11 protein-coding genes are annotated in these 17,033 nt (G+C 39.5%); 8 read left to right on the top strand and 3 right to left on the bottom strand.

Going from position 1 to position 17,033, the window contains the following annotated elements:
* Positions 1–89: 89 nt before the first annotated feature.
* Positions 90–2,210, bottom strand: a complete 2,121-nt coding sequence (locus JET18_RS10775) for an outer membrane beta-barrel family protein (protein ID WP_202090948.1) — start codon at positions 2,208–2,210, stop codon at positions 90–92.
* Positions 2,211–2,371: 161 nt separating this feature from the next.
* On the opposite strand from JET18_RS10775, the gene JET18_RS10770 reads away from it, so the two are divergent.
* Both JET18_RS10770 and JET18_RS10765 read left to right on the top strand, forming a co-directional pair.
* A complete protein-coding gene (locus tag JET18_RS10770) occupies positions 2,372–3,388 on the top strand; it encodes a sensor histidine kinase (RefSeq protein ID WP_202090944.1) in 1,017 nt (338 codons plus the stop codon).
* Positions 3,375–4,058, top strand: a complete 684-nt coding sequence (locus JET18_RS10765) for a LytR/AlgR family response regulator transcription factor (protein ID WP_202090942.1) — start codon at positions 3,375–3,377, stop codon at positions 4,056–4,058. The genes JET18_RS10770 and JET18_RS10765 overlap by 14 nt, the downstream gene beginning before the upstream one ends.
* Before the next feature lie 51 nt (positions 4,059–4,109).
* On the opposite strand, the gene JET18_RS10760 is transcribed toward JET18_RS10765, so the two are convergent.
* Positions 4,110–6,377, bottom strand: a complete 2,268-nt coding sequence (locus tag JET18_RS10760) for an aconitate hydratase (protein ID WP_202090940.1) — start codon at positions 6,375–6,377, stop codon at positions 4,110–4,112.
* A 325-nt stretch (positions 6,378–6,702) separates the two neighbouring features.
* Complete coding sequence (locus JET18_RS10755) at positions 6,703–9,483, bottom strand: bifunctional aconitate hydratase 2/2-methylisocitrate dehydratase (RefSeq protein ID WP_202090938.1); 2,781 nt, start codon at positions 9,481–9,483, stop codon at positions 6,703–6,705.
* 356 nt (positions 9,484–9,839) lie between these two features.
* Between JET18_RS10755 and JET18_RS10750 the strand changes: the two genes are divergently transcribed.
* The 6 genes from JET18_RS10750 to JET18_RS10725 all read left to right on the top strand — a co-directional run bounded on the left by JET18_RS10750 (position 9,840) and on the right by JET18_RS10725 (position 17,013).
* Positions 9,840–10,544, top strand: coding sequence for a WG repeat-containing protein (locus tag JET18_RS10750; protein WP_317193254.1), 705 nt, complete (start codon positions 9,840–9,842; stop codon positions 10,542–10,544).
* A gap of 391 nt (positions 10,545–10,935) precedes the next feature.
* On the top strand, positions 10,936–13,074 hold the full coding sequence (locus JET18_RS10745) for a TonB-dependent receptor (protein WP_202090933.1): 2,139 nt from the start codon (positions 10,936–10,938) through the stop codon (positions 13,072–13,074).
* Between the two features lie 198 nt (positions 13,075–13,272).
* Positions 13,273–14,025, top strand: coding sequence for an HU domain-containing protein (locus JET18_RS10740; RefSeq protein ID WP_202090931.1), 753 nt, complete (start codon positions 13,273–13,275; stop codon positions 14,023–14,025).
* The gene (locus tag JET18_RS10735; RefSeq protein ID WP_202090929.1) at positions 14,013–14,564 is read left to right on the top strand and encodes an acyl-CoA thioesterase; all 552 of its coding nucleotides are present in this window, start codon (positions 14,013–14,015) and stop codon (positions 14,562–14,564) included. Before JET18_RS10740 ends, JET18_RS10735 begins: the two co-directional genes overlap by 13 nt.
* Before the next feature lie 33 nt (positions 14,565–14,597).
* The gene (locus JET18_RS10730; protein WP_202090927.1) at positions 14,598–15,527 is read left to right on the top strand and encodes a 2-hydroxyacid dehydrogenase; all 930 of its coding nucleotides are present in this window, start codon (positions 14,598–14,600) and stop codon (positions 15,525–15,527) included.
* Positions 15,528–15,750: 223 nt separating this feature from the next.
* Positions 15,751–17,013 (top strand): serine hydrolase domain-containing protein, encoded by a 1,263-nt coding sequence (locus tag JET18_RS10725; protein ID WP_202090924.1) that lies wholly within the window; start codon positions 15,751–15,753, stop codon positions 17,011–17,013.
* Positions 17,014–17,033 lie beyond the last annotated feature (20 nt).

The following is a 17,033-nucleotide window of genomic DNA, read 5'->3' as shown; positions in this document are numbered from 1 at the left end:
TAAGCGTTAGCGCCATTGTTTATCTTAAAAATACCCGACACATGAAAAATCTTTGTCTTGCTTTGCGTGATAAAAATTGGACAGTTTCATTATTGTGCTCTTTCTTTTTCTTCAAATTTGATATTCTTCTTGCTGATTTTCTTTTTGCTACCTCCAAATGTGTAATTTACACTTAAACGGAAGCTTCTGCCATCCCAGTAGTTATCCATTTTCTGGGTATTATCAGAAAAATACAGTTCTCCGCGGTATCGCTGGGCAAAAATATTGGTCACCGTAGCATTGATCTGAAGTTTCTTTTCCATCAGTGAGATTTTTACTCCTGAAGTCAGTTCCGGGAAATCATAGAAGTAAGAATTTACGTTTCTGTAGGGAAGGCTGTGGTTGTAATTCAGGAATAATGAAAACGTTTTAGCCTTATTTAAACTGAAAGTATTATTGATGGAGTAACTGAATGAACTTCCTTTCTGAGGTTGTGCTTCTATATTAAATACAGATGAATTCTGCAGGGTGGAATTCATCGAGATGCTGGATTCCCAGAATTTAAAGAATGTATCCGTATAAGAGGCGTTAAGTCCCCAGAAATTGTTGTTATAATAATTCAGATACGTTGAAATCTGTGAGAGATCATCTATAGAAGAAATCTGCCCAAATGCATTTTTCATTCTCAGATAATAAATACTTGTTGAAAATTTATTGTTAAACGTATAGCCCAGCTCCCAGTTGTTGATATAAGCCGGTGTCAGCAACGGATTTCCCGATGAATAGGAATACGGGTTCGAATACCAGCGGAACGGATTGAGATTGCCCATACTCGGGCGGTTGATCCTTCTGGAATAGGAAAAGCTGAACACATTTTTATCTTCCTTATATGAAACATAAGCAGAAGGGAACCATTGTCCGTAATTGTATTTATTTTGAGTGTTTGTGGAGATTGTAACGCTTTCTGCATTGGTGTTTTCGTACCTTAGGCCTGCTTTGGTCTCCCAATGTTCCCCGAAAGATTTGGCAAAACTGAAATAAGCGGCATAGTTTTCTTCCTGATAGCTGAATATATTGGCTCTTAAAGGATCTTCAGCATATTGTCCTGCGTTCAGATTAAAATATTTAATATCCGAGCTGTTTTTAAACTGATTAAACTTCACGCCGGTTTCAATGGTTCCGAAAGAAAAAGGAAGCTCCAGATCCGCCTGAACAGAGAAAATCTGTGGCGAAATCAATGAAGTGGTTTTTACATTCTGAACAGAATGATCCGATAATGTAAGAGTAGAAAAATTAACCTCAGTATCAGAATTGTTTTTATAGAAATTTCCTGCCAGGCTCAGTTTCTTCCCGAGTGAATCCAGTTTGAGATCATAATAGGCGCTTAAAGTATGCGTTGGAAGCTTTTCACGGTGGAAAGTATGAGTCAGGAGGTTTTCTTCCTGATGATCTGAGGTTATATTTTTGGTCGTGTTGACGATATCCATCCCCGATTTTTGATGAGCGTAGATATATTCCATTCCGATTTCAGAATTCTTACTGATTTTATAAGACATATTGAGAGTAGGGGTCAACTCTTTCCACATATCTCTGCGTACAGAATTGCTGTAGTTTTGGGTAGCTCCCAGGATCGTATAATTTTCATCAGAACGTTTGGCGGAATCATAATACGTCAGTTTCAGGCTGCTGTTGAATTTTTCCGTCTGATAATTAAGAGAACCGTTTGAGCTGAACCCGGAGTACGTTCTCTGGATAAGGTTGGTGTTGAGGTTTCCGCTGAATCCAAGGTTAGGATTTTTCTTTAAAATAATGTTTACGATACCGCTGTTTCCCTGCGCTTCGTATTTCGACGGCGGTGTGGTGATGACTTCAATTTTTGAAATGTTTTCAGAACGGATGGATTTCAGATAATTCAATAAAGCGGCGCCTGTAAGGTTCAGCATTCTTCCATTCACCATCACACTCACGGAACTTTTCCCCGCAATAGAAATAGAACCCATGTTTTCATCAACCTTCATTAAAGGAACATTGGCAAGTGTTTCCGAAGCATCCATTCCCTGTGAGGCTACAGAAGCTTCTACATTAAAGATAAGACGGTCAGCCTTTCTTTCTACCAACTTTTTCTTGACGAGAAGATTGATCTGCTCCACATGGCGGACGCTGTCTTTCTGAATCTGTGCGGAAAAAACTGAAGAAAAAAGGCTGACGATAAAAATATATTTTAGTTTCATGGTTTAAAATTCTGGTCCAAAGGTATTTTCAAACTTTTTTTCATGAAACGGCATTTAGATTTCAGCCCGGATTCTTCCGTTCAAAATATTTTCATCGGAAAAAAAATGGGTTTCGTCGGAAATGTGTAGGAATTTAAAACGGATGAAGCTTAAATTTGGACATGAAGCAAAAACAAGTTCTCCTCCTGCACGTTTTTTATTGGCTGTTGATTATTTTTAATGGCCTCCTTTCCAGGGCAGTATATAGTAAATCTGGTCTTGATGTTTTGGATGTTACGATCTTCCTGGCCAATTTCTTGGGTTTTTACGTTAATTATTTTTTCGTTGCGCCAAAGTTTTTCAATCCGAATAGATTCTACATGATGATCGTCGGTTTTTTTGTGGGTGTATTTGTTTTCGTTCTTTTCAGGTATTCAATGGAAGAACTGCTGCTTCCTGCGCTTACAGGTTTTCGAAATTATGCGGAAGGCACTACTTTCCTGTACTATTTTTATGACAACATTTATTATTCGAGTTTAACGGTTTTTGTAAGCACCAATCTTTGGTTTTTTAAGTATTACTTTAAAATAGAAGCAGAACGTACCAGGCTTATTGAAGAAAGAAAACACGCGCAGCTGCAGGCACTGAAGACTCAGATCAATCCTCATTTTATTTTTAATTCTTTAAATAATATTTATTCTCTGGTTTATCAAAACTCGGATAAGTCGCTTCCGGCTATTGAAAAACTGAGTGAACTGCTCAGGTACAGCACCAAAGATCTTGAAAAAGACATCATCAGCCTCGATAAGGAAATCGGCTATATTGAAAGTTTAATAGGGCTGGAAAAACTGAGGATTAAAAACCCCGAAATGTTGGTTTTTGAACAAAATATTTCAAATCCAAAGCTTGGAATTTCCCCGATGCTCCTAGTCCCGTTTGTTGAGAATGCTTTTAAACATGGTGATTTCAGAGATAAAGGTTTTGTTCTGAAAGTTTCGGATGAAAATAATGTCCTTCATTTTTATCTTCACAATTTTAAAAATCAGCGGATGAAAGATACGGCGTCCGGAATAGGCATCGAGAATGTGAAAAAAAGGCTGGATATTCTGTATCCTAAAAAGCATGAGCTGAACATAAAAGACCTGGAATCTGAATTTATTGTAGATTTGAGAATAACTTTCCCCCATGAGAACCATTAAATGTATTATTGTTGATGATGAGCCTCTGGCCATTTCCCTGCTGGAAAATTATGTACGGAAAATACCTTTTTTAGAGCTCGTTTTTTCTACCGAAAATCCTATTCTGGCCCTCGAATATATACAGCATCATGAAGCAGACCTGATCTTTCTGGATATTCAGATGCCGGAAATTACGGGTATTAATTTTATGAAGATCGTAGGTGAAAAAAAGAAATATATTTTAACGACAGCCTATTCGGAATATGCATTGGAAGGATATGAGCACAATATCATCGATTATCTGCTGAAACCCGTTTCATTTGATAGGTTTTATAAAAGTGCAGTGAAAGCCCGTGAACGTTTTCCGGAGACTGAAAATAAGGAAGATTCCTACTTTTTCGTTAAATCTTCAGGTCAGCAGCACCGCATTAATTTCAGCGACATCCTTTATATTGAAAGCATCAAAGATTATGTGAATATCAGGACTTCAAATGATGAATATATTGTACTGGATACTTTAAAATCTCTGGAAACCCAGCTTTCTGAAAGATTTGTCCGCATCCATAAATCATTTATCGTGAATCTGGATAAAACGAAAAATATCGGGGTGAAAAAAATGGTTCTGCTTTCAGACCAGGAAATTCCGATCGGGGAGAGCTACCGGAGCCATCTTCTGAATAAGATAAAATAGAAAATCGGCTCCGAAGGAGCCGATTTTCTTATGATTAATTAAATCTAACAATTAATTTTCCTGTTTCTTAATCAGGTTAAGGGCAGAACCTGCCTTAAACCAATCGATCTGCTGATCGTTATACGTATGGTTTGCCATGATAATGTCTTTAGTTCCATCCGCGTGAACGAATTCTAAAGTCAATTGTTTTCCTGGAGCAAACTGATCAAGATCTAAGAAGTTGACTGTATCATCTTCCTGTATTTTATCATAATCTGCTTCATTAGCGAATGTGATTCCTAACATCCCTTGCTTTTTAAGGTTGGTTTCATGGATTCTCGCGAATGATTTTACCAGTACAGCTTTTACACCAAGATGTCTCGGCTCCATAGCAGCGTGCTCTCTTGAAGAACCTTCCCCGTAGTTCTGGTCTCCCACAACGATGGTAGGAATTCCTGCGGCTTTATAAGCTCTCTGTACAGCCGGAACTTCACCATATTCGCCTGTTATTTCACTTTTAACATGGTTCGTTTCCATATTATAAGCGTTTACAGCTCCAATCAGCATATTGTTTGAAATATTGTCCAGGTGGCCTCTGTATTTCAGCCATGGTCCAGCCATAGAAATATGGTCGGTCGTACATTTTCCGAAAGCTTTGATCAATACCTTAGCTCCTTCGATGTTTTTACCGTCCCAGGCCGGGAATTCTTCCAATAACTGAAGTCTGTCAGAAGTAGGGCTTACATTCACCACTACTGAAGATCCGTCTTCAGATGGTGCCTGATATCCGTTGTCATCTACTGCAAAACCTCTTGCAGGAAGCTCGGAACCTTTAGGCTCATCAAGTTTTACCTGCTCGCCGTTTTCAGCTGTTAATGTATCTGTAATCGGGTTAAAATCCAGTCTGCCAGAGATTGCCACTGCCGCTACCATTTCAGGAGAAGCTACGAAAGCGTGCGTATTTGGGTTGCCGTCAGCTCTTTTCGCAAAGTTTCTGTTGAAAGAGTGGATAATGGAGTTTTTCTCTCCTTTTTCAGCCCCTTCTCTGTCCCATTGTCCGATACAAGGTCCACAGGCATTCGTAAAGATTCTTGCGTTTTCAAATTTTCTGAAAGAATTTAAGAATCCGTCTCTTTCTGCTGTGAATTTTACCTGCTCAGAACCAGGGTTGATTCCTAAAATTGCTTTTGGTTTTACTCCTTTAGCTACCGCGTCCTCTACAATAGAAGCCGCTCTTGATAAATCCTCATAAGACGAGTTGGTACAGGAACCGATAAGTGCCCATTCTACCTCTATAGGCCATCCGTTAGCTTCGGCTTTGGCTCTGAATTCTGCTACAGGTGTTGCTAAATCCGGAGTGAAAGGTCCGTTTAAGTGAGGTGTAAGTTCAGAAAGGTTAATTTCAATCAGTTGGTCGAAATACTGTTCAGGGTTGGCATACACTTCAGCATCACCCGTTAAATGTTCTGCGATTTTATCAGCAGCGTCTACCACATCCTGTCTTCCTGTTGCTGCCAGATATCTTCTCATGGAATCATCATATCCGAAAGTAGAAGTAGTTGCCCCGATCTCAGCACCCATGTTACAGATGGTTCCTTTACCTGTTGCTGAAAGAGATTCAGCTCCTTCTCCGAAATATTCCACGATGCACCCTGTTCCGCCTTTTACGGTAAGGATTCCTGCTACTTTCAGGATCACATCTTTTGCAGACGTCCATCCGCTCATTTTACCGGTTAATTTTACCCCGATAAGTTTTGGCATTTTAAGCTCCCATGCCATTCCGGCCATCACATCTACTGCATCTGCACCACCCACACCAATAGCTACCATTCCTAAACCGCCTGCATTTACCGTATGAGAGTCAGTACCGATCATCATACCTCCGGGGAATGCATAGTTCTCCAATACAACCTGGTGGATGATTCCGGCTCCCGGTTTCCAGAAACCGATTCCATATTTATCACAAACGGAACTCAGGAAGTTGAATACCTCAGAGTTTTTGTTGATCCCTTCCTGTAAATCTGATTCAGCACCTATCCTCGCCTGGATCAGGTGATCGGCATGTGCAGTGGATGGAACCGCTACTTTAGCTTTTCCTGCCTGCATAAACTGTAAAAGTGCCATCTGTGCTGTGGCATCCTGCATGGCTACTCTGTCCGGTGCAAAATCTACATAAGAGTTTCCTCTTTCATGTGCCTTTGTAGCATTTCCTTCCCAAAGGTGAGTGTAAAGGATTTTTTCTGAAAGTGTAAGCGGCTTTCCCACGATCTGTCTTGCAGCTGCAATCCTTTCCGGGTAACGCTCGTACACTTTTCTGATCATATCAATATCAAAAGTCATATCTTAATTTAATTTTTTTTAAATACACTTTTCCATTATTAAGTTAATTCCTAAAAACGGAGAATATCTTTTCGTCACTACAATGCATCAAATTCTGTTCCTTCCACTTATAAAAAGGATAATTCTGATCAATAGCAAGGATATTTTATGTCTATCAAGTTAAGAAAAAAATGGAATTTATTTTCTCACTTTCATTTAAAATAATTCTTAACAGGTCTTAAATGGAAAGGTTCTAAACAAAAATTGAAAGATTTTAAATCCCGCAGGACTAAAATCTTTCAATCATATAATTTTTAAAAGTCCTGAGACTTATCGTTACATTCTATTAGTGGCCAACCTGAACCAGCTCTTTAATTGGTGGAGCGAATTTAGTAAGGTCAATGCCTTCAACGGCAGCTTTGTACTCGTCGATATTAGGAATTCTTCCAATGATAGCCGAAAGTACAACAACCGGAGTGGAAGCCAGTAAAGATTCACCTTTTTTACGTTCGGAATCTTCAACGACTCTTCCCTGGAAAAGACGGGTAGAAGTTGCCAGTACGGTATCTCCTTTAGCCGCTTTTTCCTGGTTACCCATACAAAGATTACATCCCGGACGCTCAAGATACATCATGTTTTTGTATTCAACACGTGCTTCGCCTTTAGGAGCATTATCATCAAATTCGAAACCTGAATATTTTTCTAAAAATTCCCAGTCTCCTTCTGCTTTTAGCTCGTCGATGATGTTGTACGTTGGAGCTGCTACTACAAGAGGTGCATTGAATTCTATCTTACCTTGCTGCTTTTCGATGTTTCTAAGCATCTGAGAAACAATCTTTAAATCTCCCTTGTGAACCATACAAGATCCTACAAATCCAAGATCTACTTTTTTCTCGCCGCCATAATAAGAAAGATCTCTGATGGTATCGTGGGTATATCTTTTGGAAACATCTTCGTTGTTTACATCCGGGTCAGCAATCATTGGTTCAACGATTACGTCAAGATCTACAACTACTTCTGCATAATATTTTGCGTTAGAATCCGGAGTTAAAGCTGGTTTCTCACCAGATCTGATCTCTGAAATTCTCTTATCTGCTTTGTTAATTAATCCCTGAAGAACCTGGTTGTGGTTATCCATACCTTTATCAATCATGATCTGGATTCTGCTTTTCGCAATTTCCAGTGATTCAATTAAAGTATTGTCTTCAGAAATATTGATGGAAGCTTTTGCCTTCATCTCTGCCGTCCAGTCTGTAAAGGTAAATGCCTGGTCAGCTGGAAGTGTTCCGATGTGAACCTCAATGATTCTTCCCTGGAATACATTTTCTCCTCCGAACTGCTTCAGCATCTGCGCCTGAGTAGCATGAACCACATCACGGAAATCCATGTGTTCTTTCATATTTCCTTTGAACGTTACCTTCACGGATTCAGGAATCGGCATAGATGCTTCTCCTGTAGCCAGTGCAAGGGCAACGGTTCCTGAGTCAGCTCCGAAAGCAACCCCTTTGGACATTCTTGTATGGGAGTCACCACCAATGATGATCGCCCACTCGTCTACAGTGATATCGTTAAGAACTTTGTGAATTACGTCAGTCATCGCGTGGTATTCACCTTTCGGGTCACGGGCTGTGATCAAACCAAATTCGTTCATGAATTTCATCAGTTTCGGGATATTGGCCTGAGCTTTTTTATCCCAAACAGAAGCGGTGTGGCAACCGGACTGGTAAGCACCGTCAACAATCGGAGAAATCACCGTTGCTGCCATGGATTCCAATTCCTGAGAGGTCATCAGACCTGTGGTGTCCTGAGAACCAACGATGTTAACCTGTACACGAACGTCAGAACCGGCGTGCAATACTTTTCCAGGCGTTGTTCCAACTGCATTTCTGTTGAAGATTTTTTCTACAGCAGTAAGACCCTGTCCTTCGTGAGAGATTTCTTTTGAAGGCGCAAAAACAACCGGAGCTTCAGTACCTAAAAGCTTAGCTGCAAACGTCTGAAGTTTTTTACCAAACACGATGGCATATGAACCGCCAGCTTTGATAAATTCAACTTTCTGAGGAGTAAATGCCTTGGAAATGTCAATTAATTCCTGGTCGCCGTTATATAATTTTTTTGTTTTTGTATTGATGGTAAGAACGGTTCCTGTAGCTACAGAGTATGCTTCTTCAAGAACAACATCCCCATTTTCATTACGGATCGGATTTCCGTTTTCGTCAAGTTTTTTAACCCAATTTTTAAGGTCGATACCGATACCTCCGGTTACATCAACAGTCGTAAGGAAAATCGGAGAAATACCGTTTGTTCCCCCAACGATCGGAGCAATGTTTACAAATGGAATGTATGGGCTCGCTTGTTTTCCTGTCCAGAGAGCAACGTTGTTTACTCCGGACATCCTTGATGAACCTACACCCATGGTACCTTTCTCAGCGATAAGCATTACGCTTTTGTCAGGATGCTGAGCCTGAAGTGCTCTGATTTCGTCCTGTGCCTGAGGCGTGATCATACATTTACCATGAAGTTCACGGTCTGATCTTGAGTGAGCCTGGTTACCCGGAGAAAGTAAATCTGTTGAAATATCTCCTTCACCTGCGATGAATGTTACCACTTTAATTTCTTCGGCAACGTCAGGAAGTTTAGTGAAAAACTCAGCTTTTGCGTAGCTTTCAAGAATATCTTTTGCAATTGCATTACCGTTGTTGAATGCTTCTTTCAAACGGTTAGTGTCCGCTTCATAAAGGAAAACCTGGGTTTTAAGAACATTTGCCGCTTCTTTGGCAACAGAAATATCATTTCCTAAAGCCAGATCCAGCAATACTTCAATAGAAGGACCGCCTTTCATGTGAGACAATAATTCAAAGGCATATGCCGGTGAAATTTCTTCTACTGTGGATTCACCAAGAATGATTTCTTTTAAAAACTTAGCCTTTACGCCGGCAGCACTTGTGGTTCCCGGTAAAGTGTTATAAATGAAAAATTTAAGAGAATCAGCCCTGTATTCATTAGCTGTATCTTTAATTTGTGCAATAATCTCACTTAATAATTCAGCACTGTCAATTGGCTTTGGATGAAGCCCCTGGTTTTTTCTTTCTTCAATTTCCTGGATGTAATCCTGATACATATTCATAATAATAGAAGTCTTTTCAATAGTTAAATGTAGAGGTATACCGCTATTGGTTTACCGGTCTGTACAGAATACCATTCAATACTATTTCTGATATGCAATAGGCCCGGAGTAAGAGTCAGTATAGTCTACTCTTTTTTTAATGTGATAAGCTTTAGCTATCAAACAATTAAAAAGGTTCCCAAAAGTACGAAATTTTACTATTTTATAGAGATGAAATTATTTAGATTCTTTATAAATATGAATTTGATATTTTCTATATTTGGCCGTAATTTTGCAGGCAAATGATGATTATGAAAAATATCCTTAATTTTTTGTGTGTTTTTATTTCGATTTTCATTTTTTCACAGGCGAAATCGGTGAAAAAATTTCCGGTTAAGAACACCACAAAAACTCCCGTAAAGAAGGTTTCCAAAGGGACTCAACCGAATCCGGATCTTGTGATCATCAGTCAGGATCTTCCGGTCCTTATCCCCAAAAAAGAAAACGGAAAGTTCGGGTATGTCAATCAGAAGGGTAAATTTATCATCAAACCTGAATATCATATTGCTGTCTTTTTCTATGAAGACTGCAACCTGCTGAATTCTCCCAACGAAAAAGTAAGAAAATTTGGGACTAAAGAATATGCCACAGTAGAAAAAGATATGATTTCTTACCGGGTAGATAAAACCGGGAAAAGGGTCTACCAGTTCAAAGATTCAGACGTAGGAAAGTGTAAGTTTGAAGAATACAAGCAGCAGCTGTATCAGGCTTATGTATTGAACGGTTTTTACGGGATCATTGAAAAAGCAAAGTTCATGAATGCAGCAGATTACAGAGATTACCAGATCTATCCGCAATATCAGTACCTGTATATTATGGAAGGTGATGACACCGCAGATCCTATGATTGTAGCTTCCCATAATGATAAATTCGGTGTCATAGATGTGAACAACAAGGTGATTGTTCCCTTCGAATATGCCAATATAAAAAGAAATTTCAGCTGGAAACTGGGTAAGATGTTTGAAGTTACAAAAGACGGAACGAATTATTATTATATTGATGTGAGGAATAAGACGTATTAATGCAACAGGCGGTAAGCTTCTGGCTTCTGGCTTTTAGCTTTTTGGTCTCACGCAGAACCGGCAAATTGAACAGATGTATATTGTCCAACTTGCCTCCATAACTTAAACCCCGAATCCCGCAACCCGTACCCTGGAAACCCGCACCTTGTAACCCCGCTCTCACATCTCACATTTTTTTCGTAATTTCGCGGCTGAAATAAAGGGGTGCTTTAACAGGCTGAGATTATACCCAATGAACCTGGAACGGATAATGCTGTTTAGGGAATTTTGAAAATGTACCAATGGAACAGTGTAACAATATACCAATTCTCATTGCTAGACTGTTAAATTAATAAATTGTTACATTGCTTAATCCGCCCCTTTTATTCAGTAAATTTTAAAGATTTATAGAATGAAGGGATTATTTTTTTTAGGCCTTACCGTAGGCGCTGCAGCCTTTATCCAGGCGCAAAATAAGGATTCTCTGAAAATCAGGGAAATAGAAGCTGTCAATTTTACAAAGCGACTTCCTGTTGCTAAGGAAATCATCAATGTTCAGAAAGATGTAGACAGTAGAAATCTGGGTCAGGATCTTCCGATCCTCCTGAAAAATCAAACCTCCATTATCTCTACTTCTGATGCCGGAAACGGGGTCGGTTATACTGGATTCAGGATCCGTGGAGTTGCGGGAAGAGGAATCAATGTGATGATGAACGGGGTTCCGTACAACGATTCTGAGAGTCAGGGGACGTTTTTCGTCAATGTTCCGGATCTTACCAGTTCAGCCTCACAAATTGTGATCCAGAGAGGGGTAGGGACTTCCAATAACGGGGTTTCTGCATTTGGAGCGAGCATTAATGTGATCTCCAAGGAACCTGATGAGAAGATGTATTTCAAGACGGATGATAGTTATGGTTCGTTTAATACCTATAAATATTCAGCGGAAGCGGGTTCGGGGAAATTCTGGAAAAACAGACTTTCGGTGATGGGTAGATATACAAAAATTCATTCTGACGGATATATCGACAGGGCGTCTTCCAATCTGGATTCCTATAACTTCACGGCATTATTTGAAGAAGGTAAAACAAGGCTTCGTCTGATGGCTTTCGGAGGAAAAGAAAAAACATACCAGGCCTGGAACGGAATTGACCGTCCGACTTGGGAAACCAATCCAAAATTCAATTATTCAGGGCAGTACACGGATCTGTTGACGGGAGAGGAGAAGTTTTATGATAATGAAACGGATAATTACAGACAGAATCACTACCAGCTTTTATGGGAGCAGAAATTCAATGATAACTGGAATTTAGAAACAACACTTCATTATACCAAAGGAAGAGGATATTATGAGAATTACAAAAGAGTGGATGAAACGGATGTAGAAGCTACGCATTATTCCAACTATAACCTCCCGATACCTGTAGTGAATGGTTCTCCGGTGGAAATAACCGATTTTATCAGAAAAAAATGGCTGGATAATGATTTTTACGGTGCTGTTTCCACATTGTATGGAAAGCTTGAGAATGTAGATGTGAACTTTGGTGTGGTAGTGAACCAGTATTACGGGCGTCATTTTGGAAATGTGACCGGTGTTTATTTCCCGCAGATCAATGAGTATGAGTACTACAGAAACCGTTCTGTAAAAACAGAATTTGCAGGTTTTGCAAAAGCTTTATGGAGAATGGGCGACCGTTTTGAATTTTTTGGAGATCTTCAGCTCAGAAATATAGATTACACGACGAAAATTCTGACTGCAGGAGATGGAGAAGGCGGAAATCTTGATAAAAACTGGCTTTTCTTCAATCCAAAAGCCGGAGTGAATTACAAAATCGGAAACGGTAAGGTTTTCCTTTCCTATGCTCATGCGCAACGTGAACCCAACAGGGATGACCTGATGAGCGATAATGAAGTGAAAGCTGAAAAACTTCACGATTTCGAAGCAGGTATTGAAAAGCAGTTCGGGGTTGTATCCTTAACGGCTAATCTATATTATATGTACTACGTGAATCAGTTGGTACTGAACGGACAATTGAACAATGTAGGCGCATTCATCAGAACAAATTCAGGAAAAAGCTACAGAAGAGGGGTTGAAATCGGAGCACTGGCCAGACTTTCCAAGCAATGGGAGGTTAATGGAAATGTCAGCCTTAGCCAGAACAGAAACCTTGATTTTAACATTAAAAAGAATGGCGTTCTTCAAAACCTTGGTGATACCGATATTTCATTCTCACCGAATATTATTGCCAATCTTGGATTGAAATTTAATCCTTCCAAAAGTTTCCAGTTTGCTCTAATGAATCAATATGTAGGAAAACAGAATCTGGATAATACGGGAGATAAAAACCTGGAACTGAAAGATTATTTCCTGACCGATTTCAATGCACAATATCAGTTTACCATAGCCCGTAATGATATTGCTTTAAAATTACTGGTGAATAATCTCTTCAATAAAAAGTATGTGAATAATGGAGCCGTTTACAGCGGTGATCCCTATTATTTTTCACAGGCAGGAACTAATTTTATGTTTGGGATAAGCTGGAAGATTCAATAGGCGGGGGAAGCGAAACGGCAAAACAGCAAATTGGTCCTTTCTCCTTTTAACCTTTTAGCCTTTTCGACAATGCTTTAACTATTTAAATAAACTATTTCCGTTTTGGTGCGGAATAATCAAAAGACTGTTGCGGCAGTCTTTTTTATATCCGATAAATGTCATTAAAAAGTCCCGAAAAAATTATAAATTTGCTGCCAAATGAATATTTCAGCTTACATTTTAGAATATCTGAAACAATTTGGAACTGTGACGGTTCCGGGCTTCGGTGTGTTTTCACTTAAAAACTCCAAGGCAATTATCAATTCCGATAACGGAAGTATCCTTCCTCCGGCAAGCGAGATCGTTTTTGCGGTGGATTATGAGATACAGTCTGACGAGCTGGCTGCTTTTATAGCCGGAGAAAAACAGATGTCTCTTGACGCTTCCAAAAGTGATCTTAAGATTCAGACTGATTTTTGGAAGAAAAAACTTCAGGCAGACCAGTTTCTGGAAATTCAGAACCTCGGAATGATCAATATTGTAGAAGATAATACCCATTTCAAAGGACAGAGAATAGAATCAGGGCATCCTGACTTTTACGGCCTTGAAGAAATCAGGCTTTCGGATATCAATAACGGGGAAAAGATCAGTACCACAGAGAACCGGGAGAAAGATTATAAATTCAAGAAATCCATTCTTTGGATCTTCCTGCTTGTGATTCCTGTTTTGGGAATTCTGTATCTGGCATTTACCCAACAAGAATTGCTCTTCGGAAAAAAATCTTTTGATAAGGTTTCAGTTCAGACTTCTACCCATAGAATTGCAAAAGACACGGTAAAGCAAGTGGTTCCAAAACCGGAAGCAGCCGTTTCAGATTCCCTGAAAAAAGATTCATTATCAAAACCAGCAGCGAAAGGTGTAAAGCCGGTTCCTGCAGTTCAAAACAACACTAAGACTCAATGGCAAAAGTAAAAAAAGCGTCAGAATCTCTGACCATCATGACCAATATTGTTCTTCCGAACGAAACCAATTCTTTAAGAAACCTTTTCGGAGGCGAGCTTCTGGCAAAAATGGACCGTTGTGCTTCCATTTCTGCAGCCAGACACTGTGAAAGAAGAGTGGTAACGGCATCTGTTAACCACGTTTCTTTTAACCATCCGATTCCTGAAGGCGGAGTCGTGGTTTTGGAATCCAAAGTTTCCAGAGCGTTCTCTACTTCTATGGAGGTGTATGTGGATGTTTGGTTGGATGACCCGATCAATCAGAAGAAAATTCATACCAACGAAGGAATTTATACATTCGTTGCAGTAGACGAGTTCAACCGTCCTATTCCAATCCCGGATATGGTTCCGGAAACAGAAGAGGAAAAACAGAGACATGCTGCGGCTTTCAGAAGAAAAGAACTTTCCCTGATCCTTTCCGGAAGAATGAAACCTCTGGAATCTGTAGAGCTAAAAAAACTATTCCAGGAACCTGAAGATACAAAGGAAACAAAGAAGGATAAAAAATAAAATCACGTTTTATATAATTATTCGTGTTAAAAAATGAAGATTCTCCTTTTAGATAAAAACCATCCTCTCATCACAGAACAGCTTCTGGCTAAAAATTTTGTGCTGGAAGAGGATTTTACCTCTTCATACGATGAGGTTTGCCATAAAATTGAAAACTACGACGGAATCATCATCAGAAGCCGGATTCCTTTAGATAAAAACTTTCTGGAAAAAGGAAAAAATCTGAAATTCATCGCCAGAGTAGGAGCCGGAATGGAAAATATAGATATTCCTGCCGCCGAAAAGCTGGGAATTCAACTGATCAATTCTCCGGAAGGCAACAGAGATTCTGTCGCAGAACATGTGGTAGGAATGCTGCTGATTCTTATGAACCGTCTTTTCATTGCTTCCCAGGAGGTAAAGAACGGAATTTGGCTTCGTGAAGAAAACAGAGGCGATGAACTGCTTGGAAAAACCGTCGGACTTATCGGATACGGAAATATGGGAAAAGCTACGGCTAAAAGATTTTCCGGCTTTGGCTGTAAAGTTATTTTTCATGATATCCTTCCCGGACTATCCGATGAATATGCGTCACAGGTCAGTTTAGAAGAATTAAAGGCCTCTGCGGATATCTTAAGCCTTCACATTCCTCTGACTTCTGAAACCCATTATCTTGTCGATGAAAAGTTTATTTCAGAAATGAAAAAAGACTTCTATTTCGTGAATACGGCAAGAGGTAAAAACATTGAAACTAAATATTTAGTTGATGCTTTGAAATCAGGAAAAGTAAAAGGTGCCTGTCTGGATGTTCTTGAGTATGAAAAAGCATCCTTCGAAAACCTTGAAACAGAAAACGAAGATCTCAAATATCTTCTGGAATCTGAAAAAACAATTGTAACCCCACACATTGCCGGCTGGACGCATCAGAGCAAAGAGAAGCTGGCGCAGGTGATTGTGGATAAAATAACAGCATCATACTGCTAAGCCACGAGGAATTGTAAAATGATCCTTGTCAAGATTTTAAACCTTGACAAAGATTACAAAGATATAAGAGAGCTGAGAAGGACAACAATCATTTGCCTGCTCAGCTCTTTCTCTTTTTACCCTTTTGTAATTTCTGCTTTTATGTTAAATAATTCATAATGTATGTTCCGGATTGAGAATTTATTTTGAGTTTTATTAAATTGCTGCTCATTTTTTGATACTCATGAAGACGCGTAATTTTGTACTTATTGTAACTGTTTTTTTATCCCTTATTTCCTGTAAAAAAGAGGCTGATTCCAAAAAGGCTTCAGCTGAAAATACAACCAATCTTCCGAACTATGGAAACGTAGATCTGGACGGTGTTTTTACAAAAGCCGACAGCCAGCTTGGTGACAAAGGAATACTCACGGGATACATCGATCAATATTATAAAAAAATCTGGGAAGGCGGAGACCTTAGCGGAGGAATACTCGTAGCAAAAGGAGACGAAATTCTGTACGAAAATTACAGAGGTTTTGGAAGAGAAGGAAACCAGATGCCTATTGATAAAAATACACCTTTGCACGTGGCTTCTGTTTCAAAGACGCTGACGGCAATGGCTATGCTGAAACTGGTAGAAGCAGGAAAAATTAAACTGTCTGATCCTCTTACCCAATATTTCCCTGGATTTCCTTATCCGAATGTCACTGTACAAACCTTGCTGGATCAGCGGAGCGGACTCCCGAAATACGAATATTTTATTCCCAAAATACAGCCGGCTCCGGCAGAACTTTCAAAACCATTTATCACGAATCAGGATGTCCTGAATATGATCATCAAATATAAACCGGATCTGGCGCGAGATACGGATACAGGTTTTATGTACTGCAATACCAATTTTGCGATGCTTGCCTTGTTGATAGAGAAGATCACCCAAACACCTTTTCCTCAGGCGATGAAGGAAATGGTTTTTCAGCCTCTGAAAATGGAGCATACCTATATTTTCCAGGAGAAAGACATTCCTACGGCGGCACAGTCTTTTTATTACGGAGGGAACAGACTTTATCCTTTGGACCGTCTGGATCTTATTTACGGGGACAAAAATGTGTATACAACGCCAAGAGACCTTTACAACTTCTCTAAAGCCATGTTCTCAAAAGATTTCCTGAAGCCTGACCTGATGCAGATGGTTTTCACGCCCTACAGCAACGAAAAAGCCGGAATGAATAATTACGGTCTTGGTTTCAGAATGAAAATTTTTGATAACGGGGAGAAACTTACGTATCATAATGGCTGGTGGCATGGGACCAATTCGGTATTTGCCCACCTTCTGAAGTCAAAGGTGACCATTGTGGCCATAGGAAATAAATATTCCGGTAAAGTGTACACAGCACTTTCATTATCAGGATTATTCGAGGATTTTCCTGCTCAGAAAGATAAATTACACAGTGTAATGAACGACAATAAAGATACTTTGAATGCCGGACATGAAGTTTTTGGAGAATAATGTTTAATTTTGCTTAAACA

This window comes from Chryseobacterium endalhagicum (assembly GCF_016745235.1).
GTDB lineage: Bacteria > Bacteroidota > Bacteroidia > Flavobacteriales > Weeksellaceae > Chryseobacterium > Chryseobacterium endalhagicum.
This window is presented reverse-complemented; position numbering and strand designations above follow the sequence as displayed.

Coding starts and splice junctions, on each gene's coding strand:
- JET18_RS10760 (WP_202090940.1), bottom strand. CDS start 6,377: ATGACTTTTGATATTGATATGATCAGAAAAGTGTACGAGCGTTACCCG.
- JET18_RS10755 (WP_202090938.1), bottom strand. CDS start 9,483: ATGAATATGTATCAGGATTACATCCAGGAAATTGAAGAAAGAAAAAAC.
- JET18_RS10735 (WP_202090929.1), top strand. CDS start 14,013: ATGGCAAAAGTAAAAAAAGCGTCAGAATCTCTGACCATCATGACCAAT.
- JET18_RS10770 (WP_202090944.1), top strand. CDS start 2,372: ATGAAGCAAAAACAAGTTCTCCTCCTGCACGTTTTTTATTGGCTGTTG.
- JET18_RS10730 (WP_202090927.1), top strand. CDS start 14,598: ATGAAGATTCTCCTTTTAGATAAAAACCATCCTCTCATCACAGAACAG.
- JET18_RS10745 (WP_202090933.1), top strand. CDS start 10,936: ATGAAGGGATTATTTTTTTTAGGCCTTACCGTAGGCGCTGCAGCCTTT.
- JET18_RS10740 (WP_202090931.1), top strand. CDS start 13,273: ATGAATATTTCAGCTTACATTTTAGAATATCTGAAACAATTTGGAACT.
- JET18_RS10775 (WP_202090948.1), bottom strand. CDS start 2,210: ATGAAACTAAAATATATTTTTATCGTCAGCCTTTTTTCTTCAGTTTTT.
- JET18_RS10765 (WP_202090942.1), top strand. CDS start 3,375: ATGAGAACCATTAAATGTATTATTGTTGATGATGAGCCTCTGGCCATT.
- JET18_RS10725 (WP_202090924.1), top strand. CDS start 15,751: ATGAAGACGCGTAATTTTGTACTTATTGTAACTGTTTTTTTATCCCTT.